General features: G+C 72.5%; 24 protein-coding genes. 11 read left to right on the plus strand and 13 right to left on the minus strand.

Annotated features, from left to right (window positions below; all coding sequences use genetic code 11):
• Window positions 1-6 precede the first annotated feature (6 nt).
• Window positions 7-333 carry a ferredoxin gene (fdxA, locus tag IRX98_RS05035; protein WP_056604759.1) on the minus strand — a complete coding sequence of 109 codons (327 nt, stop codon included), beginning with the start codon at window positions 331-333 and terminating at the stop codon, window positions 7-9.
• 93 nt (window positions 334-426) lie between these two features.
• Here fdxA and IRX98_RS23340 point away from each other — a divergent pair, with 93 nt between their 5' ends.
• Together IRX98_RS23340 and aspS are read left to right on the plus strand one after the other, a co-directional pair.
• Window positions 427-1,305 (plus strand): GNAT family N-acetyltransferase, encoded by an 879-nt coding sequence (locus IRX98_RS23340; protein WP_224274382.1) that lies wholly within the window; start codon window positions 427-429, stop codon window positions 1,303-1,305.
• A 223-nt stretch (window positions 1,306-1,528) separates the two neighbouring features.
• Window positions 1,529-2,677 (plus strand): aspartate--tRNA(Asn) ligase, encoded by a 1,149-nt coding sequence (gene aspS / locus IRX98_RS05045; RefSeq protein ID WP_224274383.1) that lies wholly within the window; start codon window positions 1,529-1,531, stop codon window positions 2,675-2,677.
• Window positions 2,678-2,682: 5 nt separating this feature from the next.
• Here aspS and IRX98_RS05050 read toward each other — a convergent pair whose 3' ends face one another.
• Genes IRX98_RS05050 through IRX98_RS05065 form a run of 4 tightly spaced genes read right to left on the minus strand, consistent with a single transcriptional unit; the run spans window position 2,683 to window position 6,020 of the window.
• Window positions 2,683-4,437: a VanW family protein gene (locus tag IRX98_RS05050; RefSeq protein ID WP_224274384.1), complete on the minus strand. Its 1,755-nt coding sequence runs from the start codon at window positions 4,435-4,437 to the stop codon at window positions 2,683-2,685.
• Window positions 4,438-4,446: 9 nt separating this feature from the next.
• The gene (locus IRX98_RS05055) at window positions 4,447-4,812 is read right to left on the minus strand and encodes a hypothetical protein (protein ID WP_224274386.1); all 366 of its coding nucleotides are present in this window, start codon (window positions 4,810-4,812) and stop codon (window positions 4,447-4,449) included.
• The gene (mshB, locus tag IRX98_RS05060) at window positions 4,809-5,711 is read right to left on the minus strand and encodes an N-acetyl-1-D-myo-inositol-2-amino-2-deoxy-alpha-D-glucopyranoside deacetylase (protein WP_224274388.1); all 903 of its coding nucleotides are present in this window, start codon (window positions 5,709-5,711) and stop codon (window positions 4,809-4,811) included. Before mshB ends, IRX98_RS05055 begins: the two co-directional genes overlap by 4 nt.
• A 6-nt stretch (window positions 5,712-5,717) precedes the next feature.
• On the minus strand, window positions 5,718-6,020 hold the full coding sequence (locus IRX98_RS05065) for a hypothetical protein (protein ID WP_224274391.1): 303 nt from the start codon (window positions 6,018-6,020) through the stop codon (window positions 5,718-5,720).
• A gap of 42 nt (window positions 6,021-6,062) precedes the next feature.
• Here IRX98_RS05065 and IRX98_RS05070 point away from each other — a divergent pair, with 42 nt between their 5' ends.
• The gene (locus tag IRX98_RS05070; RefSeq protein ID WP_224274394.1) at window positions 6,063-7,166 is read left to right on the plus strand and encodes a hypothetical protein; all 1,104 of its coding nucleotides are present in this window, start codon (window positions 6,063-6,065) and stop codon (window positions 7,164-7,166) included.
• Window positions 7,167-7,289: 123 nt separating this feature from the next.
• On the opposite strand, the gene IRX98_RS05075 is transcribed toward IRX98_RS05070, so the two are convergent.
• Genes IRX98_RS05075 through IRX98_RS05085 form a run of 3 tightly spaced genes read right to left on the minus strand, consistent with a single transcriptional unit; the run spans window position 7,290 to window position 10,488 of the window.
• Window positions 7,290-8,096: an acyl-CoA thioesterase gene (locus tag IRX98_RS05075; RefSeq protein WP_224274396.1), complete on the minus strand. Its 807-nt coding sequence runs from the start codon at window positions 8,094-8,096 to the stop codon at window positions 7,290-7,292.
• A 26-nt stretch (window positions 8,097-8,122) separates the two neighbouring features.
• A complete protein-coding gene (locus IRX98_RS05080; protein ID WP_224274398.1) occupies window positions 8,123-9,172 on the minus strand; it encodes a glycoside hydrolase family 43 protein in 1,050 nt (349 codons plus the stop codon).
• Window positions 9,173-9,201: 29 nt separating this feature from the next.
• Window positions 9,202-10,488, minus strand: coding sequence for a cytochrome P450 (locus IRX98_RS05085; RefSeq protein ID WP_224274401.1), 1,287 nt, complete (start codon window positions 10,486-10,488; stop codon window positions 9,202-9,204).
• 52 nt (window positions 10,489-10,540) lie between these two features.
• Between IRX98_RS05085 and IRX98_RS05090 the strand changes: the two genes are divergently transcribed.
• From IRX98_RS05090 to IRX98_RS05105, 4 genes are read left to right on the plus strand one after another with little or no spacing between them, the layout of a single operon-like run.
• Window positions 10,541-10,900: a DUF3054 domain-containing protein gene (locus IRX98_RS05090; protein ID WP_224274403.1), complete on the plus strand. Its 360-nt coding sequence runs from the start codon at window positions 10,541-10,543 to the stop codon at window positions 10,898-10,900.
• The gene (locus IRX98_RS05095; protein ID WP_224274406.1) at window positions 10,887-12,095 is read left to right on the plus strand and encodes an MFS transporter; all 1,209 of its coding nucleotides are present in this window, start codon (window positions 10,887-10,889) and stop codon (window positions 12,093-12,095) included. Before IRX98_RS05090 ends, IRX98_RS05095 begins: the two co-directional genes overlap by 14 nt.
• Window positions 12,096-12,129: 34 nt before the next feature.
• Complete coding sequence (locus IRX98_RS05100; RefSeq protein ID WP_224274408.1) at window positions 12,130-13,032, plus strand: carbohydrate kinase family protein; 903 nt, start codon at window positions 12,130-12,132, stop codon at window positions 13,030-13,032.
• On the plus strand, window positions 13,029-13,934 hold the full coding sequence (locus IRX98_RS05105; RefSeq protein ID WP_224274410.1) for a pseudouridine-5'-phosphate glycosidase: 906 nt from the start codon (window positions 13,029-13,031) through the stop codon (window positions 13,932-13,934). Before IRX98_RS05100 ends, IRX98_RS05105 begins: the two co-directional genes overlap by 4 nt.
• Before the next feature lie 2 nt (window positions 13,935-13,936).
• On the opposite strand, the gene IRX98_RS22520 is transcribed toward IRX98_RS05105, so the two are convergent.
• The gene (locus tag IRX98_RS22520) at window positions 13,937-14,224 is read right to left on the minus strand and encodes a glutaredoxin domain-containing protein (protein WP_224274413.1); all 288 of its coding nucleotides are present in this window, start codon (window positions 14,222-14,224) and stop codon (window positions 13,937-13,939) included.
• 32 nt (window positions 14,225-14,256) lie between these two features.
• Here IRX98_RS22520 and IRX98_RS05115 point away from each other — a divergent pair, with 32 nt between their 5' ends.
• Both IRX98_RS05115 and IRX98_RS05120 read left to right on the plus strand, forming a co-directional pair.
• Window positions 14,257-14,673 (plus strand): VOC family protein, encoded by a 417-nt coding sequence (locus tag IRX98_RS05115; RefSeq protein WP_224274415.1) that lies wholly within the window; start codon window positions 14,257-14,259, stop codon window positions 14,671-14,673.
• Window positions 14,670-15,239 (plus strand): GNAT family N-acetyltransferase, encoded by a 570-nt coding sequence (locus IRX98_RS05120; protein ID WP_224274417.1) that lies wholly within the window; start codon window positions 14,670-14,672, stop codon window positions 15,237-15,239. Before IRX98_RS05115 ends, IRX98_RS05120 begins: the two co-directional genes overlap by 4 nt.
• Here IRX98_RS05120 and IRX98_RS05125 read toward each other — a convergent pair.
• The gene (locus IRX98_RS05125; protein WP_224274419.1) at window positions 15,225-16,073 is read right to left on the minus strand and encodes an alpha/beta fold hydrolase; all 849 of its coding nucleotides are present in this window, start codon (window positions 16,071-16,073) and stop codon (window positions 15,225-15,227) included. The genes IRX98_RS05120 and IRX98_RS05125 overlap by 15 nt on opposite strands.
• On the opposite strand from IRX98_RS05125, the gene IRX98_RS05130 reads away from it, so the two are divergent.
• A complete protein-coding gene (locus IRX98_RS05130) occupies window positions 15,985-16,866 on the plus strand; it encodes an NADPH-dependent F420 reductase (RefSeq protein WP_224274421.1) in 882 nt (293 codons plus the stop codon). The two genes, IRX98_RS05125 and IRX98_RS05130, sit on opposite strands and share 89 nt — an antisense overlap.
• Window positions 16,867-17,205: 339 nt before the next feature.
• Here IRX98_RS05130 and IRX98_RS05135 read toward each other — a convergent pair whose 3' ends face one another.
• The 3 genes from IRX98_RS05135 to IRX98_RS05145 all read right to left on the minus strand — a co-directional run bounded on the left by IRX98_RS05135 (window position 17,206) and on the right by IRX98_RS05145 (window position 19,197).
• Complete coding sequence (locus IRX98_RS05135; protein WP_224274424.1) at window positions 17,206-17,418, minus strand: type II toxin-antitoxin system RelE/ParE family toxin; 213 nt, start codon at window positions 17,416-17,418, stop codon at window positions 17,206-17,208.
• Window positions 17,415-17,657: a hypothetical protein gene (locus tag IRX98_RS05140; protein WP_224274426.1), complete on the minus strand. Its 243-nt coding sequence runs from the start codon at window positions 17,655-17,657 to the stop codon at window positions 17,415-17,417. Before IRX98_RS05140 ends, IRX98_RS05135 begins: the two co-directional genes overlap by 4 nt.
• A 364-nt stretch (window positions 17,658-18,021) precedes the next feature.
• Window positions 18,022-19,197, minus strand: a complete 1,176-nt coding sequence (locus tag IRX98_RS05145; RefSeq protein WP_207082455.1) for a serine hydrolase domain-containing protein — start codon at window positions 19,195-19,197, stop codon at window positions 18,022-18,024.
• Between the two features lie 102 nt (window positions 19,198-19,299).
• Here IRX98_RS05145 and IRX98_RS22525 point away from each other — a divergent pair, with 102 nt between their 5' ends.
• A complete protein-coding gene (locus IRX98_RS22525; protein ID WP_224274429.1) occupies window positions 19,300-20,373 on the plus strand; it encodes an alpha/beta hydrolase in 1,074 nt (357 codons plus the stop codon).
• Window positions 20,374-20,403: the final 30 nt, after the last annotated feature.

Here is a 20,403-nt window from a genome sequence, read left to right on the forward strand (position 1 = left end):
CGCAGGTCACTCGTCGTGCTCCTGCGGGGGCAGCGCGGCGACGAGCTCGTGGTCCTTGTCGATGACGCCCATCTTCGCGGCGCCACCGGGCGAGCCGAGGTCGTCGAAGAAGTGCACGTTGGCGTCGTAGTAGCCCTTCCACTCCTCCGGGGTGTCGTCCTCGTAGAAGATCGCCTCGACCGGGCAGACCGGCTCGCAGGCGCCGCAGTCGACGCACTCGTCGGGGTGGATGTAGAGCATCCGCTTGCCCTCGTAGATGCAGTCGACGGGGCACTCGTCGACGCACGCGCGGTCCTTGAGGTCGACGCACGGCTGGGCGATGACGTAGGTCACCGGATCCTCCTGAGGGGGCACGGGGTGGGACGCGGGCAACCTTAGTATCTCGCCATGACCGATGCGCCGGAACCCCAGTCAGACGAGACTGGCGTGGGCAGGCACGGCCTCGGTCCCCACGTCGTCGGGCAGCGGGTCGTGGTGCGCCACCTGCTCCCCGACGGCCGCGCCACCGACGTCCTCGGCACCTGCACCGAGTGGGGCGCGGACTCGCTCACGGTCGACCGGGAGCGGCACGGCCCCGTGGAGATCCGCCTGGCAGACGTGGTCACCGGCAAGCCGGTTCCGCCGCGCGCGTCGGTGCGCGCCCGCGTCGCCGCGCAGGAGGTCGAGCAGCACGTCGCGGCGCTCTGGACGTCGATCACCACCGAGCCGCTGGGGCAGTGGCAGCTGCGGGCCTCTCCCCCGCACGGCGGCCGGCTCCGCCGACGCGGCAACTCCGCGCTCGCCATGGACGACCCGGGCATCGGGTGGGCGGACGCCGCGTGGGGCGTACGCCGCTTCTACGACGCCCTCGACCAGGTGCCGACGGTGCAGGTGCAGCGCGGATCGCAGGTCGAGCAGACGCTGGCACCCCTCGGGTTCGCGCCGATGGGCGACGGCGACGCGCACGCCCAGCTGGCGTCCGTGGCGCGGGCGTTGAGGTCAGTGCGCTCGGCTGCTCCCGACGTCCCGGCCGAGGTCGAGGAACTGCCGGGCTCCGTCGCGGTGGCGCTGGACGGAGGTGCTGCCTCCGGGCGCGGGGTGCTGTCCGGGGACTGGCTGCTGGTCGAGTCGCTCGTGGTGGACGCCGCCCACCGGCGCCGGGGCCTGGCCACCGCCGTGCTGGCGGAGGTCCTCGACTGGGGTGCCTCGCTCGGCGCGACCACGGCGCTGCTGCACGTCGAGACCGACAACGCGGGCGCGATCGCGCTCTACGAGCAGCACGGCTTCACCACGCACCACACCAACCGCTACCTCGTCGCGCGCTGAGGAAAACCGGTCGCCGCGACCCGCCGGATCGACCTACGCTCCTGTCCGACGACGCGGGGCGTGACGAACCCCCTCCTCCCCCGGAGGCAGAGCAGCGCCGTCCGTGCGTACGACGTCATCGACGAGAGGCCGGCACCCACGGGACCGCCGGCGAAGGTGTGGTGGCACCGCGACCCAGCCCTCCGCCCACACCTCCTGGGCCTCACCACGCCAGGAGGAATCCATGAGAACGCTCTGCCACGACCTGTCCAGCACCGCCCCCGGGTCCCCGGTGGAGACGACCGTCCGGGTCACCGGCACCGCCACCGCCAACGCGCAGGCACCCGGCGGCATCGAGGTCACGCAGGCGTACGTCGAGCCGCTGACCGACGACGCCGCGACACCTCCTGCCGAGCTGTGGCGGCCCTCGCTCGACGTCTCGCTGCCGACGCTGCTCGACCATGCCCCCGTGCTGTGGCGCCACCCCGCGCAGAAGGCGCGCTGGGAGCTCGCCGCGGCGTCGCTGCGCGGCTTCCGGGCCACCCTCGACGCGCTGGGCTTCACCGAGGTCGCCACCCCGAAGATCGTCGCGACGGCCACCGAGTCCGGCTCGTCGGTCTTCACCGTCGACTGGTTCGGGCGTCCTGCCCACCTGGCGCAGAGCCCGCAGTTCGCCAAGCAGCAGCTGGTCGGGGTCTTCGAGCGGGTCTACGAGGTGGGGCCGGTCTTCCGCGCCGAGCCCCACGACACGGTGCGCCACCTGGCGGAATACCGCTCGCTCGACGTCGAGCTCGGCTTCATCGAGGACCACCGCGACGTGCTGCGGGTCCTGCGCGAGGCGCTGGCCGGGATGGTCGGCGCGGCGGCGGAGGCGGAGCAGGCCCTGGCGCTCACCGGCGCCCGGCTGCCCGTCGTACCGGAGGAGATCCCCGTCGTCCACTTCGCCGACGCGCTCGCCCTGGTCGGGGCACCGGCGGACGAGCCCGACCTCGCGCCCGAGCACGAGCGGGCGCTGGGTGCGTGGGCGCTGGCCGAGCACGGCAGCGACTTCGTCGCCGTCGAGGGCTACCCGATGGCGAAGCGGCCGTTCTACACGCACCCGCAGCCCGGGGACGAGCGGTGGTCGAACTCCTTCGACCTGCTCTTCCGCGGCCTCGAGCTGGTCACCGGCGGCCAGCGGCTGCACCGGCCGGGCGACTACGAGCGCGCGATCCGGGCGCGCGGCGAGGACCCGTCGGCGTACGAGTCCTACCTCCGGGCGTTCCGACACGGGATGCCGCCGCACGGCGGGTTCGCGATCGGGCTGGAGCGCTGGGTGGCCCGCCTCGTGGAGGCGGCCAACGTCCGCGAGGTCACGCTCTTCCCGCGCGACCTGCACCGGCTGGCGCCGTAGGCGGCCTACTCGTCGGCGGCGTCGGGGTTGGTGCAGATGACGGTGTCGCTCGGCGTGTAGGTGGTGCGGAAGACCTCGTCGTCGCGGGTCTCGGTGTTCGCCCCGACCGGTCGGAAGTAGCGCACGACGTCCACGTCGAAGCCGCCGTAGCCCTCGTTGGGGTAGCAGTCGGGGGTGTCGAGGCGACGCACCTCGGGCTGGGTGAGGTTGTAGCGGCCGCTCGTCGTCGTGGTGATGTCCCAGTGCTTCGTCGAGTACATCGTGACGGTCACCGCGCCGGACGACGACGGCGTGGAGTCGGTGAACGAGGTGTCGACGAGCACGCCGTAGGGGGTGTCGTTGGTGAAGCGCAGGTCGATGGCCCCCCACGCGACCGTGGCCTCGCGGCCGACCGGGTAGCGGTCGATGTAGAAGGAGTGCGGCTTGTGCTCGACGTCCTCGAGGCCGGCGAAGAACATCGCGTTGAACAGCGTGGTCGCCATCTGGGAGACACCGCCACCGAGGTCCTCCACGAGGATGCCGTCGTTGATGACGAAGCCCTCGGTGAAGCCGTTGGCCTCGGTGCGCTCCCCGACGATGTCGTTCATCGAGAAGGTCTCGCCCGGCTTCAGCAGGGTGCCGTCGATGATCTCCGCGGCGCGGCCGATGTTGATGTTGCGGTACTCCGCGTAGGGGAAGTAGGTGGTGAAGGACGAGACCTCCTCGCGGACCTTCAGCGCCCGCGCCTCCTTGGTGGTGAAGTCCGGCTTCGCGACCGTGGCGGTGAGGTCGATGCGGCGCTCGCCCTGCGGACGGGCGACCGCGTCGAGGAAGCCTGCCTCGAGCTCGGCGGGGTCGAAGGTCACGCCCGGACGGGCGGGCACCACCTGCGGGCGTCCGTCGACGAGGGCGACGGTCGCGTCGACCGGGGCGCCGCTGGTGACCCGGGTGTCGACGACCGCGGTCAGCGCCTTCGCGTCGAGGGTGGGCACGAGCTCACCGTCGGTGGCGACCAGGCTCAGCGCGGCGGTGTAGTCCTCGGGGAAGACCTTGACCTCGGAGCCCTCGAACACCAGCGTCACCGGCGCCGCGACAGCGGGTGAGGCAAAGCCGTCGAGCGCCTCCTGCACGTCACCGGCGTCGATGTCGGGGGCGACCTCCGACCTCTCCAGCGCGACGACTTCCGGGGAGTCCTCGAGGTAGGCCTGCTGCAGCGCGGCGAGGGTCTCGCTCGGGTCGAGCGCCTTGCCGGTGCGCGCCTTGGTGGTGCGGATGTCGATGCCGTCGAAGGCCACGGCGCCGTCACGGGGCGTGGCGCCGTGCTGCTGGTCGAGCTCGGCGAGCTGGGCGTCGTACGCCGTCTCGTCGACCTCCACCTCGGCCTCGAAGTCGTCGCCGCCGGTGAAGTAGTTCCACAGGCGCACCGGGTCCCAGCTGCGCTCGCCGCCGGCCTCGGCGACCGAGGCGTCGTAGTCGACCGCCAGGCCCGCGCGGGCCGGGTCGATCGCGACCTGCTCGCCCTCGATGGTGGTGGCGATGGGCCGGTTCACCCGGTCCGCGAGCCCTGCCTGCAGGCGCTGCGCGGCCTCGCCCTGCGGGTGCCCGCCGATGCGTACGCCGGACACGGTGGTGTTGCGCGGCACCTTGTCGCCCGCGACGTAGTGCGCGGCGACGTAGAGCCCTCCGAACAGGACCACGAGGCCGAGCAGCAGCCACACGACGACAGAGGCACCAGCCTTGTCGCGGGGCTGGCCGTCGGGACGCTGCTGGTTCTTCGGCACGCCGCGAGTTTAGGTCGCCGTGCGCCGAACCCCGTGATCCCCGGAACGGTCCGCGGGGCGCCGACGACCCGACGCGACCGTCGCGAGGGCGGCGAGGAGCAGGACCGCGGAGCCGGCGAGGAAGGACCAGCCGGCGGTGTCGGCGGAGATCAGGAAGCCGCCCGCCGGGCGCTCCAGCGCGCCGCGTGCGACCGGGACCCACCACCCGAGGGCGAAGGCGAGGCGGACCACCCCGGGCGGCAGCCAGGCCAGCACGACGAGACCGGTGCCCATCGCGAGGGCGAGTCCCCACCACTGCTGGTGCAGCAGCGTCCCGGCGGCACCGGAGACGGCGCCGACGAGCAGGGCGGCCGGGACAGCGGCCAGCGGCCTCACAGACCTGCGAAGAGGTCGTCCTCGAAGCCGTCCGCGTCGATCGGACCGGGGGTGCCCTTGACGAGGCGGTAGAACTCCTCCGACCACCACGCGTGGCCGCTCTCGGCTCCTGAGAAGAAGCCCCCGTCCGTCTCCACCTGCGTGTCGTGCTTGGCGAGGGCGTCCATCTTGCGCTGGACCGTCTTCGAGCCGTCGACGCGGGCGCTGATGAGCTCGTCCGGGGTCACGAAGGCAGGCAGCTTGCCGTCGGGCTCCATGCCCTTGAAGGTCTCGGCGTCGCCCGACTCGCGCAGCGCCCGCAGGCTCGCGCGCATCCGCGACTCGCTCATCGCCGTCCAGTAGATCTTCGCGATGTCGTGCGGTTCGCCGAGCTCGCGCTTGTAGGACGGCGCGGCGGCCAGCTGGGCGGCGTACATGGCGACGCGGTGGGCCTGGATGTGGTCGGGGTGGCCGTAGCCGCCGAACTGGTCGTAGGTCACCAGGACCTGGGGCCGGACCTCGCGGATGACCTTCACCAGCTCGTCGGCGGCCTCGTTGAGGTCGGCGGTCCAGAAGGCGTTGTCGGGGATCTTTTCGGCCGCGACCGCGTGGCCGTCCTCGTGCCAGGCCATGCCGGAGTCGTGGAAGCGGCCGAAGCCGCCGAGGAAGCGGTGGTCGGTGACGCCGAGGACCTTCATCGCCTCGTCGAGCTCGCCGCGACGGTGCTCGCCCAGGCCGCCCTTCTCCTCGAAGGCCAGGTGCGACAGGTCCGGCACGAGCACCTCGCCCATCTCACCGGCGGTGCAGGTGACGAGGGTGACGCCGACGCCCTCGTCGACGTAGCGGGCCATGGTGGCCCCGGTGCCGATGCACTCGTCGTCGGGGTGGGCGTGGACGAGCAGGATGCGGCGGTCGGTCATGTTTCCTCAGCCTAGGTCGGGGCGCTTGATGCGCTTCGGCGCGGTCGGGAGGTGCAACGGCGGGAGGGGGTCGCTGTGTTCCGCACCCGTGCCGGGACCTCCGTCGTCCTCGTCGAGCCAGCCGTCGTGGGTGTCCACCAGGACCTCCAGCATGAAGGCCGGGGCGTCGCTCACGACCGCCCACGGGTGGTCCTCGTCGTCGTCCTCGCCGGCCAGCCGTTCACGCTCGACGTGCGCCTCGAATCCGTCGGCACGCAGCCGCGCGACGACCGCCTGCGCGTCGTCCTCGTCGAAGAAGATCGCCCTCACGGGGGTGATTGTGCCCCGCCCCCGGCTGGCTAGGGTCACCCCATGTCCACCGCGTCCGAGATGCCGTACGTCGAGGGGGTGCACCTGCAGCGCACCGACGAGAACGTGCGGGAGATCGCCGCCCTCGCCGAGCTCCTCGGCGAGCCCGCCGGCCTCGGGGGGCTGCTCGCCGACCTGAAGTACCGCGTCCGGCGCGCCCGGGTGCCCCGGCTGCTCGGGCGCGCGGTGCGGGAGGCGTGGCGCTGGGACGACTACGACGAGCGGGACGAGCAGTGGTACCCCCAGGGCATCTCGACGAGCGCCGACGCCTCCGACACCGAGGACGTCGACGGCCGCCGGGTGCTGGTCACGACGTGGTACTCCACGGGCCGCGACGGCACCAAGCGCGGCTCGCGGGTGACTTTCGTCGACCTCGACGCGGGCACCTACCGCCACGTGCTGCTGGTCTCCCCGGTGCTCGACGAGGACGGCCGCCTGGTGCTGCGGCCGATGAACATCCACGCCGGCGGCATCGTCTGGGCCGGCCCCTACCTGCACGTCGCGGCCACCAGCCGCGGCTTCGTCACCGCCCGCGTCGACGACATCATGCGGGTCCCCGGCGACGACGACCACCCGGACCGTCTCGGCGTCGACGGCACCGCGGTCCACTCCTTCGGCCACCGATACGTCCTGCCGGTGCGGTTCACCCACCAGGCCTTCACCGACGAGGGCCACGAGAAGCTGCGCTACTCCTTCATGTCGTTGGACCGGAGCTCGGACCCGCCGGCGCTCGTCGCGGGCGAGTACGCCCTGCGCGCCGGCGCGACCACCCGCCTGGCCCGCTACCCCCTCGACCCGACGACGTGGCAGCTCTCCACCGGCGACGACGGGTTCTCCCGGCCGCTGGCCCTCGACGACGGCGGGGTGCGGCAGATGCAGGGAGCGGTGATCGCGGCCGGACGCTTCCACGTCAGCGTCTCCCACGGCCCGTGGATGCCCGGCAGCGTGTACGCCGGTCGGCCGGGGTCGATGCGGCGGCGCCGCTGCGCGCTGCCGATGGGCCCGGAGGACCTGTCCTACTGGCCGTCCACCGACCGCATCTGGTCGCTCACCGAGCACCCGCGACGGCGCTGGATCGTCGCGATGGAGCGGGCCTGGTTCCGCTGACTCGGGGCTGACTCGCGGCTGAGTCGCTGGGAGACTCAAGGGCGAGGACGAGGCGGGACCGCCACCGCGACACGCCCGGGATACGGGTTGAGTCTCCCAGCGACTCAACCGCAAGCGCGCAGGTCAGGCGCGGGGTTGCATCGCCAGCTGGCGGCTCTGGGCTACCAGGCGGTCGGCCGAGTCCCAGACCTCGCAGTCCTCCTCGAACATGCCGCCGGCGATGTTGCGGGTCCGGTGCGAGACCCGGAGCCACCCCGGCGCCGGGACGGCGCGGACGTGGACGGTGAGCTCGAGGGTCGGGGCCCAGCCGGGCCGGCCGAGGTCGAAGGTGACCGGCGGCAGCGCGTCGCAGACCATGAGCAGGGCGACCGGGTCGACGTCGTGGCCGTCGGCCATCCGGAACCAGGCCTGGATGTGCCCGCGACCGCTGGGGGCGCCCATGGCCCAGCCGATGCACGCCGGGTCGAACCGCATGTCGAAGCGGTCCATCACCGGAGCCACGCGGCGCGTCTCCTCGGGCGCCAGCGAGCCGGCCACGCACTCCTCGAGCGGGGGCAGCCGCGGGGGTTCGGCCGTGGTGGCGACGTCGTCCGGCATGGCGCGCAGGTCGCCGTACGTCGCCAGGACGCTGATGCGGGTGGACCCCTCCTGGGCGAGCTCCGCCGACACGGTCGCGACGGAGCCGCCCTCGCGCAGCACCCGGGTCGAGACCTGCGCGGATCCGGGCCGTGCGGCAGACAGGTAGTGGGCGCTCACCGCGAGCGGGTGCGGCTTCGCCGGCACGGCCTCGGCGATCGCGGTTCCGACCACACCGAGGAGGTAGCCGCCGTTGACGCCCCCGCCCACGAGCCAACCGGCGTCGAGGTCGGCGCCGAAGAGTCCGTCGCCGGTCGCGGTCAGGGCGGTGTGGGTGTCCCACTCGGAAGGCATGGACCCGAGCCTAGGTCGAGGGAGCCTCAGCGCGCGCGGAGCCACTCCGCGACCACGGGCAGCCCACCGACCCAGTCGAGGCGGGCGGCGTACATCGACCGCAGCCCTCGCTGGCGCGGCTTGTGGTCCCACTTGCCGGTGCCGGCGCACGGGAGCGTGGTGCCGCGACAGGTCCAGCCGTGCAGGAAGGCGAGCGTGCGCCCGTCGGGCGTCTCGACCAGGTCGGCGCCGCCGGGGCCGCACAGCCCGGTGGTCGCGGTGTCGAGCAGGGTCCCGCTCTCCGCGAGCGTCCAGTCGAGCAACGCCGTCGAGCGCAGCCAGCGGGTGCGGTAGCCGCAGCGGGTCCAGTCGCCCTCCGAGATGAGGAGCACGTAGCCCTCGGGGCGCGGGGTGAGCACCGGGTTCTCGATGACGCCGGGCGAGCGCACCAGCTCCACGCTGGTCGCTCCTGCGCCCACCGACTGACCGTCGCGCGTCAGCGCCACGATCCGCAGCGTGGAGGGGATCCGGTCGGTCTTGTAGAGCAGGTACGCCGTCCCGTCGACGTCACGGAAGAAGGACGGGTCGATCACGCCGGCGCGGGGCAGCGTGGGGTCGCGCGGCAGCAGCGGGTCCTGGGCGGTCGGCGTGCCGGCGTAGGACGGGCAGACGAGCGGGGCGCGCCCGACCGGGCGGAACGGCCCGCGCGCCGAGGTCGAGCGGGCGACGCCGATGCAGCGCCCGTGCTCGCCCATCCCCTTCACCGGGGTGGCGTAGTAGAGCAGCCAGCGACCACGCACCCGCGCCACGTCGACGGCCCAGATGCCACCGTCGCGCGACCACGACGGCCGGTGGGACAGCAGGCTGCCGCCGCGCCGCCACGGGCCGTCGGCGCTGCGCGACCACGCGTGCGGCACCCGGTCGCCCGTCGCGTACGCCACCAGACCGCCCGGCGCGGAGACGACCGCGGGGTCCGGGAAGTCGACGTCGAGGACGGGTCGCGGCACCGGTTCGGCGGCGAGAGCGGGCCCCGCGACGGACAGGACCCCAGCGGTCAGCAGCAGCACGAGCAGGCGTACTGCTCCCCGGATCGGCACCGGGGGAACCTACCCCGTCGGTTGCTCCCTCAGGGCCGCAACGTGGCAGGAAGCGTCTCGAAGCCGCGCAGGATGCGGGTCTCGCGCCGCCGCGCCCCCGGCTCGAGGCGCAGGTCGGGGAAGCGCTGCCAGATCGCCCGCAGCCCCACCTCGCCCTCCATCCGCGCCAGCTGCGCGCCGAGGCAGTGGTGGCGACCGGCGGAGAAGGCGATGTGCTCGCGTGCGTTGACCCGCGCGACGTCGAAGCGGGTCGGGTCCGCGAAGACCTCGGGGTCGCGGTTGGCGCCGGCGAGGATCGCGGTGACCATCGAGCCCGCCCGCACCGGCTGCCCGGCCACCTCGGTGTCCCGCACCGCCATCCGGCCGGTCAGCAGCACCGGCGGGTCGAGGCGCAGGGCCTCCTCGACGACGTTGGTCCACAGCGACGGGTCGGCGACCACCCGCGCGCGCTGCTCGGGGTGGTCGTGGAGCAGCGCGATGCCGTTGCCGAGCAGGTTCACGGTGGTCTCGAAGCCTGCCGCGAGCACGAGGCCCGCCGTGGCCTTGAGCTCGGTCTCGCTCAGGCCGGCGCCGTCGTCGCGTACGGCGACCAGCTGGCTGAGCAGGTCGTCGCCGGGGTGGCGGCGCAGGTGGTCGAGGTGGTGGCCGAGCCAGGCGTCGAAGTCCGCCAGCGCCCGCGACACCGAGCGGTAGCGCCGCAGCCCGAGGCCCAGGTCGAGGCTCGGCGCCGCGGCGGAGCCGAACTCCAGGACGCGGGCGCGGTCGCGCTCGGGCACCCCGAGCACCTCCGCGATGACGGTGACCGGCAGCTGCGCGCAGTAGGCCTCGACGAGGTCCACCGGTCCGGACGCGCGCGGCTCCAGGGCGTCGAGCAGGTCCGCGGCGATCTCCTCGGTGCGCTCGCGCAGCCGCTCGACGGCGCGCATGGTGAAGACGCGCGTGACCAGCCTGCGGTAGCGGGTGTGGTCGGGCGGCTCGGTGACCAGCAGCGACGGCGGCTCGACCGGGTGGAGGGTGGTCGGCGCCGCCCACCGCGCGATCCGCCCGACCGGCCCCTGCGTCGTCGGCAGGCCGGTGCGGAAGTCGTCGCTGGTGAGGAGGTGGCGCACGGCAGCGTGGCTGGTGGCGACGTGGCCGATCCGCGAGCGGTAGAGCGGACCGCGCGACCGGATCTCCTCGACGAGGTCGAAGACGTCGTCGGTGCCGAGCGAGCCGACGCGGATGAGCCGGGCCTGGAGGTCGCCGCGGTCGGCGGCGCGGCGCAGCAGGAGCGTCGGCAGGCCGTGCGCGACACCCCAGTGGACCGTCGACCTCATGCGCCCCACCTCATGCGCCGAGACTATCCGCGCGCTCCCTAGGCTGGCGGGCATGTGGCTGCTGATCGACCTCCTGCTCGTCGGCGTCTTCGCGGTCGTCGGCCGGCTCAGCCACTACGGCACCCTCACCGCCGGTGGCTGGTGGTCGACGGCCTGGCCCTTCCTCGTCGGCGCGCTGCTCGCCTGGGCTGCGCTGGCCGCGACCCGTCGCCCGCCCGCGGCGGTGACCTCGGGCGTGGTGGTCTGGCTCGGGGCGCTGGTCGGCGGCATGGTGCTGCGACAGGCCGCGGGGCAGGGCACGGCGACGGCCTTCGTCGTCGTCGCGACACTGGTCCTCGGCGCACTGCTGGTGCTGCCCAGATCGGTGGCCCGAATCGCGGTGTCTAGAGTCGGCGCACGTGCCCGACGCTGACACCCGCCCCACCCGCAGCGCCGCTGTCCCGTTCGGGCTCCTCCTCGCCGCCGTCGTCCTCGTCTCCATCAACCTGCGTGCCGGCGCGTCCTCGCCCGGACCGGTCCTGGAGGAGGTGCGCGAGGGGCTCGGCATGACCGCCGGTGTGGCCGGCGCGATGACCGGGTTGCCGGGCCTGTGCTTCGGCCTGGTCGGGGCGCTGGCCGTCGGGTTCGCGCGCCGGGTCGGGATGACCGCGTCCGTCGCGGTCGGCCTCGCCGCTGCTGCGGTCGGGCTGCTGCTGAGGGTGACGACCGACAGCGTGCCGATCTTGCTCGTCCTCACCGTGCTGGCGCTGGCCGGCATGGCCGTCTGCAACGTGATCGTCCCGGCGTGGATCAAGGCCCACGGCCACGCCGTGGTGCTGATGACCGTCTACGGCACCGGCCTCGTCGTCGGCGCCACGCTCGGCGCGCTCGTCACGGCGCCGGTCACCGAAGCGACCGGATCGTGGCGCGTCGGGCTCGGCATGTGGGGCCTGGTCCTCCTGGTGGCGGCCCCGCTGTGGGGCTGGTTGGCGCTGCGCGAGCGCCGCTCGCCGTCCGAGCACAGCGTCAGCGGCGGTCCCGCCCCGAGCGGGCGCATCGCCCACTCGCGCACCGCGATCGCGCTGACCGTGCTCTTCGGCATCCAGTCGATGCACGCCTACGTCCAGTTCGGCTGGCTGCCCCAGATCTACCGCGACGCCGGGCTGTCCGCCTCGTCCGCGGGCGCGCTGCAGGCGCTGCTGTCGGGGGTCGGCATCCTGGGTGCCCTCGCCATGCCCACCGTCATCGCCCGGGACCGCGGCCTGCACGCCTGGATGGTGTCCTTCGGCGTCTCCCTCTTCCTCGGCTATGCCGGGCTCCTCCTCGCCCCGGCCACGCTCCCGTGGTTGTGGGCGCTGCTGCTCGGCTTCTCCGGGCTCGCCTTCCCGACCGCCATCGCGCTCATCACCGCGCGCACCCGCCACCCGTCCGTCACCGCCCAGCTGTCCGGCTTCGTGCAGCCCATCGGCTACGCCCTCGCCGCGGTCGGGCCCTTCGCTGTCGGGCTGCTCCACGACGCGACCGGCGACTGGCAGCTGGTGCTCGTGCTGCTCGCGCTGACGTCCGTGCCGCTGACCCTCGCGGGCCTGCGCGTGGCGCGTCCGGCGTACGTCGACGACGAGATCTGAGCGACCCGCCGCCTGGTCTGTCAGGATCGGCCGCGTGAAGCAGTGGGTGGTGGTCGTCGGCGGCACCAACATGGACGTCGTCGCGCGCACGTCCGCCCCGCTCGTCGCCGCGACGAGCAACCCGGGCCGCACCCGCATCTCCCCCGGCGGGGTCGGGCGCAACATCGCCGCCTGCCTCGGCCTGCTCGGCGCGCCGGTGCGACTGGTGTCGGCGGTCGGCGACGACACCTTCGGCGACGAGGCGCTGCGGGCCACCGCGGCGTGCGGCGCGGACGTGGCGGCCGTACGCCGGGTGCCGGGCGCGACCGGCACCTACACCGCGGTCCTCGACGACCGCGGCGAGCTGGTGGCCGCGGTGTCCGACATGGCGGTGGTCGACGAGCTGGTCCTCGAGACCGTGCACCTCACCGACGCGGCGCTCGTGGTCCTCGACGGCAACCTCGCGCACGGCCAGGCCACGCGCGTGGTCGCGGCCGCCGCGCAGGCAGGGGTGCCGCTGGCCTTCGAGCCGGTCTCGGTGGCGAAGGCCGCCCGGCTGGCCGACCTGGTCCACGACCTCTTCCTCGTCACGCCGAACACCGACGAGCTCGCGGCGCTGACCGGGCGCGCCGCGACCGACTGGCGCGACTCGGTCGCCGACCTCCACGCCCGCGGCGTCGAGCACGTGTGGGTCCGCCACGGGGCCGACGGCTCGTGGATGTGCAGCCGCGGGAACGAGCCGGTGCACCTGGCCGCCGCCCCGGCCGAGGTCGTCGACGTCACCGGCGCGGGGGATGCGATGCTCGCCGCATGGGTCGCGGCCTGGCTGCGCGGCGGCGACCCCGTCGAGGCGGCACGTGACGGCCACCGGGCCGCTGCCGCGACCATCCAGAGCCCCCACACCGTCCGGCCGGACCTGGCCGAGGCCATGCACCACCTCACGAGGGAGCATCGTTGAACCTGACCGTCACCGACGAGGTCCGCGACGCGCTCGCGTCCGGGCAGCCCGTCGTCGCGCTGGAGAGCACGATCATCAGCCACGGCATGCCCTACCCGCAGAACGTGGAGATGGCCCGCACCGTCGAGGGCATCGTCCGCGAGGGCGGCGCCGTCCCCGCGACGATCGCGGTGCTCCACGGCCGGCCCACCATCGGCCTGACCCCCGACGACCTGGAGCTCCTCGCCTCCGACGACTCGGTCATCAAGGTCTCCATCCGCGACCTGCCCTACGTCGTCTCGCGCGGCCTGCACGGCGCGACGACCGTCGCCTCGACGATGCGGCTCGCTGCCCTGGCCGGCATCGGCGTCTTCGTCACCGGCGGGCTCGGCGGGGTGCACCGCGGCGCGCAGACGACGTACGACGTCTCGGCCGACCTCACCGAGCTCTCCACGACGTCGGTTGCCGTGGTCTGCGCCGGGGTGAAGAGCATCCTCGACATCGGGCTCACGCTGGAGAAGCTCGAGACCCTCGGCGTCCCGGTCGTCGGCTACGGCACCGACGACTTCCCGTCGTTCTTCTCCCGCTGGTCGGGCTTCGCCGCGCCGATGCGCCTCGACTCCCCCGCCGACGTCGCCGCGCTGATGCGCGCCAAGTGGGACCTCGGGCTGGCCGGCGGAGTCGTCGTCGCCAACCCGATCCCGGAGGAGTCGGAGATCCCGGCCGAAGACATCGGCGCGATCATCGACCGCGCGCTCGCCGACATGGACGCACTCGGCATCCGCGGCAAGGACGCGACCCCCTACCTGCTCGGACGGATCGTCGAGATCACCGAGGGCAGCTCGCTGACGGCCAACATCGCGCTCGTGGAGCACAACGCGCGCCTCGGCGCGGCGATCGCCCGGGAGTACGCGGCTGGTTGATCTCAGAGCGCGGCGAGCACCTGTCGCGGCGGCGGATTCGTGTGCGGCGCGCCGGCGATGACCACGGTCGGCACGACCTCGTCGCCGTCGTTCACGCTCCTGACGTAGGCCGAGGCCTCGTCGTCGGCCCACACGTCGACCCACACCACCTCGCGCACCTTGCGACCCAGGACGAGCTGGAGCCGCTTGCAGAACGGGCAGCCCTTGCGCCAGTAGACGACGACGCGGCCCTCGTCGGCCGCGCGGGCACCCTCGGCGGCGGACACGGAGGCGGGCCTGCGGGCGAACACCCGACCAGTATGCGCCGTGCTTGGATCGACGCATGGCCTCCCGACTGACCGAGATCTCCCTCGACTGCCACGACCCCGACCGGCTCGCCGAGTTCTGGACCGCGGCCCTCGACTGGGTGGTGCTCCACCGCGAGCCCGGCCTGGTGGAGATCGGACCGGCCCGCGCGAGCGACCAGGCCCTGCTCGACGCCGTCCGCACCGGACCGGTGCCGCCGACGATGTTCCTGGCCGCGGTCGCCGAGGACAAGGTGGCCAAGAACCGCATGCACCTCGACCTCTCCCCCGTCGACCGCTCCCGCGACGAGGAGGTCGAGCGGCTGCTGGCGCTGGGCGCCACGCACGCCGACGTCGGGCAGACGGGCGAGGAGACCTGGGTGGTGCTGGCCGACCCGGAGGGCAACGAGCTCTGCGTGCTGCGCAGCCTGGCGCCGGGGCACTTCGCCCTGTGACCGGCCTCGAGCCCGACCTCCCGATCGAGACCGAGCGCCTCCTCCTGCGAGCACACCGTCCCGACGACCTCGACGACCTCCTTGCCTTCCACGGCGATGCGGACGTGGTCCGCTTCGTCCCCTGGCCGGTGCGCGACCGCGCGGCCACCGCCGAGACGCTGGCGGTCAAGCTCGACCAGGCAGCGCTCCGCGAGCCCGGCGAGTGGCTGGTGCTGGCCGTCGAGCACCGCGAGACCGGCCGCGTCATCGGCGAGGTGCTGCTGAAGTGGGCCTCCGAGCGCCAGGGCGAGCTCGGCTTCGCCCTCGCCCGCGACGTCCACGGGCAGGGGTACGCCGCCGAGGCCGCGACCGCCGTGCTCGACCTCGCCCTCGACGGGCTGGGGTTCCACCGGGTCAGCGCCGTCGTCATCGAGGGCAACGACGCGTCCGTCCGCCTGCTCGGTCGCCTCGGCTTCCGCCAGGAGGCGCGCCACGTCGACGGCGCGGACTTCAAGGGCGTCTGGGCCACCCAGCTGGTGTTCGCCCTCCTGGAGGACGAGTGGCGCGAGCCCTCAGCCGTCGGCTGACATGAACTCCCGGAGCACTCGCGCGAAGCGGCCGGGGTCGTCGAGGTGCGGGAAGTGCCCGGCCCCCTCGAACAGCTCGACCCGGCAGCCGGGCACGGCCCGCTGCGCGCTGAGCGCGTGCCAGGCGGGGATCATCCGGTCCTTCGAGCCCCACACGATCAGCGTCGGTGGCGGGGTCACCGCGCCGAGGTGGTCGTGGGCGCTGATGCTCTGCCCACCGAAGTCGATCACCGCGCGGGTGGTGGCGAGGAACGCGCGCCGGCTGTGGCGGTCGCCGAGGGAGGTGAAGCCGCGCCAGATCGCGCCGATGTCGGCGCCCGGCTTCCAGCCGACCTTCTGCGCGCCGCGGCCGAGTGCCTCGACCTTGTCGAGCACCGGCGCCGATGCGATCACGCTCAGCACCTGCTCGGCGCCGGGGAGGGTGGCCGAGCGCAGCACGAGGTTGACCTCGCGGCCCAGCCCGCCGCTCGAGACGAGCACGAGGCGGTCCACCCGCTCGGGGAAGAGGTAGTAGAACTGCATCGCGATCCCGCCGCCGAGTGAGTGCCCGACGAGGGTGACGCGCTCGATGCCGAGGTGGTCGAGCAGGTCGCGCAGGGTGGCGGCGTGCGAGCTGAGCGAGTAGTCGCCGGTCGGCTTCGCCGAGGCGCCGTGGCCGAAGAGGTCCGGCACCACCACGCGGTGGTCCTCGTCGACCTTGTCGACCAGGTGGGCCCACTGGCCCTGGGAGCCGAGGATGCCGTGGATGAAGAGGACCGCGGGACCCTCGCCGCTGTCGACGTACGAGAGCTCGTGGCCGTGGAGCACGACCGTGTCCGGGGCCAGTCGGGTCATCGTCGGCGTCCTTGCGTGGTGGGGTGGTTACTCCACGGTAGCCCGGTGGAGCGATCCCGGCAGGAACAACGCGTCCGGGGACACCGTTGACGTCACCATGAGCACACTGGGAATCGTCGGAGCAGGACACATCGGCAGCACGGTCGCCCGCCTCGCGGTGGACGCCGGGGTCGACGTCGTCATCGCCAACAGCCGCGACCCGGAGACCCTGGCCGACCTGGTGGCCGACCTCGGCCCACGGGCACGCGCCGCGACCGCCGAGGAGGCGGCCGGCGCGGGCGACCTCGTGGTGCTGACCGTGCCGCTGAAGGCCCTCGGCGACCTCCCGGTCGCGGCCTTCGAGGGACGCGTGGTCCTCGACACGGGCAACTACTACCCGCAGCGCGACGGCCGCATCGCCGACCTCGACGACGGGTCGACCACGGCGAGCGAGCTCACCGCGCGCACGCTCCCGGGCGCACGCGTGGTCAAGGTCTTCAACAACATCTTCTCCGAGCACCTCGGCGCGCTCGCCCGACCGCAGGCGCCGGCCGGCAGCGACGAGCGGAGCGTGCTCGCGATCGCCGGCGACGACGCCTCGGCCAAGCAGGCCGCGACCGCGCTGCTCGACACGATCGGCTACGACGTCGTCGACGCGGGCCCGCTCAGCGAGGGGTGGCGCTTCCAGCCCGACACCCCGGCCTACGGCCTCCCGTACGACGGCAGCACCGACGGCACGTGGAGCGGGTCGACCGCCAAGCGGGTCGGGGCCGAGGAGCTGCGCGCCGCGCTCGCGGCCGCGACGCGGGGCTGAGTACGGCGGGGCGGACCCTCAGACGTTGAAGCGGAACGAAAACCGGGGGTGTCGGGTGTTGACGGTCACCGCTGGTTGAGACCGGAGAAGGCGGTCTGACCTGCGGAAACGCGTTTGCGAGATCGTTGGACGTCGTCGGTGAGAATCGGTCTCCGCCGGACTTCTTGCGGACTATTTGCGGACCGCTGGACGATCCGAGGCCCTCCGGCTCTGGTCGAAAGTGGGCGGCCGTGGCGGTTCATTCGTGGCGGAGCGACGCCTCCCAATCCTGGCCGCCGTGGAACACACCGAGGACGTTCACCACGAGCCCACCGGAGGACTCGTCGACTTCGTAGGCCATCAGCGTGCGCTGCTTGAAGGTGGTCGTCCGCATGCCCGGTCTGACGTCGTCGCGCGCTCGGCGCGAGGGAAGACGAGGATGCCGTCGATGTAATCGAGGATCGCCGAGACGAAGCGCTCTGCCACGTCCGGCGACGCCTTCTCGGTGATCCATGCGTCGAGAGCGTGCAGCTGCTGCTGGGCCTGAGGGGTGTAGTTGATCCGGCCCGTCATAGACGGGCGGCCCACTTGGCCGCGAAGCTGGCACGGACGGTCTCAGCAGGGATCGCTTTGGATGGGTCCGCCTTCAGCCCGTCGTAGGCGGCGGCCTCGGAGTGCAGCCACGAATCCGAGCCAAGGTCGAACGCCTCCTGCGGGTCGACTGATTCGAGCAATCGGAGAGCGACGTGCTTGCGCACGCCAGGAGGCAGGGACATCCCGGCCTCGTAGAACTCCGATTCGCTCAGCGCCATGACGTCAGATTACTCCGAGCGCCGAGGTCAGCCCCAGAAGATCGGGACGCCGCTGCTGCTGATGTGGTCCAGTAGGGCCTCGACCTTGAGCTCATCCCACAGGTGCTCGGGCCCCCGCTCACGCGCTCACAGCCGGATGCGGTGCAGAACGTCTCGGGAAGTGCCATCACGGAAGCCTGTTCCCCGCATTTGCGCCAGCACCTCCGCATGCGCTCGATGGACGGCAAGGCATCCGGGGCGCGCGTTGTTGACAGCTACCAACCTGATGGCCGGGTACAGCTAGGCGGCTAGGGCGATAGACGTGCACGAGGAGCCTCGGTCTTTCCCTTACCCCCGAGCATCATGGGTTCCACGCTCGGTCCGATCAGAGCGCGGCGTACACCGCCTCCTCAAAGTCTCCGTAGAGCTTCCAGGCCTCGTGACGCGTGATGAAGGGCAGCGAGTTGGTGTAGATCGAGGCGCAGATACCGGTCGTGCGGTCGATGAAGAAGTGGGTGTTGAAGAGCCCTGCCCACGACCCGGTGCCGGCGCGGCGGCGGCCAGGGATGTCGTGGCTGTTGAGCAGGAGTCCGTAGCCCCATTTGTGGCCGGGTCCGGCATACATCGTGTCGGTGATCGGCGGGTCGGCAGTCGGGATCTCGGCGGGGAAGTCGAGGTCGCCGATTTGGTTGGTGAAGGCGGCGTCGACCGTGGCTTCGTCCAGGATGCGCATGCCGTTGAGCTCGCCACCTCGCAGGAGCGCCTGCTCGAAGCGGATGTAGTCGCGGGGGGTGGAGAAGAGGCCGTGGCCGCCCGCCCACCAGTCGGGTTCGGGGTTGAGGATGTTGCCAGCAGACGCCCATGTGCCGTCCTCGCCCTTCACGTGGACGGTGACGGCGTTGTCCATCTGCGTCTGGTCCGGGTGAAATGTGGTGCTGCTCATGCCGAGCGGGCCAGCGATGCCCTCGTCAATGACTGCGTCCAGCTTCTTGCCGGCGACGGCCTCCACGACGCGGCCGAGCCAGTCGGTGTTGATGCCGTACACGTACTTCTCCCCGGGGTGCGCCGTCATGGGCGCACCGAAGGCGGCCATCGACCCGGGTACGACGTTCGGGACGCCAGTCGCCGCTTCGTACTTCACGAGCTGGTCGTTCCAGAACCAGTACCCCAGGCCAGAGGTGTGCGTCACGAGGTGGTGAACCGTGGCCTTCGTGCGCGGCTCGACCAGGATGGGCTCGTCCCCGTCGAACCCCTCGAGCACCTTGACGTCGGCGAAGTCCGGGACGTACTCCTCCACCGGAGCGTCGAAGTCGAGCTCGCCACGTTCCTTCTGCTGCAGCGCAGCGACGGTGCAGACCATCTTGGTCATCGACATGATGCGGAAGTGGGTGGAGGTGCCGACCGGGTCATCAGACTCTCCCGCTATGCGGATCCCGGCGCCGCCCTCGTAAAGGACGCCGTCGCGGTCGGCGACGATCGCTGCGACGTGCGGCACTGCGCCGTCCGACACGGCGTCGGCGAGCACGCGGTCGATCCCGGATCCGTCGATGTGTGTGGCCATGGCTGCTCCTCAGAATGCGGGGACGGTTTCTCCGTCCGGCTGCCGACCACCGTCTTCCAACCGGTGGCGAGTGGGAACCGACAAGACGTCTGGGTCGGAGGAGTGACGACCGCCACATGGCGGTGGCAGGCTGGCGAGCCAGCCGATCTACTGAGACGCCCAAACTGCGATTCGCTGATTGCACAAGATGCGGAGAGACCTGTGACAGCCGAGGTGCAGCCCGTCGCGCGCCCGCCGTTCGACGCCGAGCTGCGGGCCGGCCTGACGGTGGTCGGCGGCATGTTCCCGCCGACGATCACGCCCGACCTCATTGATTTCATGCGTACGTCCTACGCGGCGCCGCCGATCGATGACCTCCTCCTTGCCAAGGGCATCGTCTGCACCGACGACGTGGTCGTCGCTCCGGACGGGCATGAGGTCGCCGTGTCGGTGCTGCGTCCCAAGGATGCGCCTGGTGAGCGCCCGGGCGTGGTGTATGCGCACTCGGGCGGGCTGATGTTCGGCGACCGCTTCAGCGGGATCGACCTGGTCCTCGACTGGGTGTCCGACTTCGGCGCGGTCCTCGTGACAGTGGAGTATCGCTTGGCACCCGAGCACCGGCACCCGTACCCCTTCGACGACATGTACACCGCGCTCGAGGCCGCTGCCTCGCGTGCAGGGGATTGGGGCCTGCGGCGTGACCGCCTCGTGGTCGCAGGAGCGAGCGCCGGAGGTGGGCTCGCAGCAGGCCTTGCGCTCGCAGCCCGCGACCGGGACGGACCGGCGCTACGGGGTCAGGTACTCGACTACCCGATGCTCGACGACCGCGGCACCACGGCCTCGACCCACCAGTTCGACGGCATCGGCGTGTGGGACCGCGTCAGCAACGAGACCGGCTGGACCGCTCTGCTCGGCGACGCCCGCGGCACCGAAGCGGTGTCAGAATACGCCGCCCCCGCCCGCGCAAGGGACCTCTCGGGCCTGCCTCCGGCGTTCATCGACGTGGGTGCCGCCGAGATCTTCCGCGACGAGGCGATCGCCTACGCAGACGGGATCTGGCGTGCGGGCGGTGACGCGGAGCTGCACGTGTGGTCGGGGGCCTTCCACGCATGCGACATCTTTGCCGCCCATACCTCCGTCGGCCGCGCCATGATCCGGACTAGGAACGACTGGGTCGAGCGGATCATCGCCGACTGAGAACCGGACTACGCTCGCTCGCAGAAGGAG

The organism is Nocardioides lacusdianchii (assembly GCF_020102855.1).
GTDB classification, from domain to species: domain Bacteria; phylum Actinomycetota; class Actinomycetes; order Propionibacteriales; family Nocardioidaceae; genus Nocardioides; species Nocardioides lacusdianchii.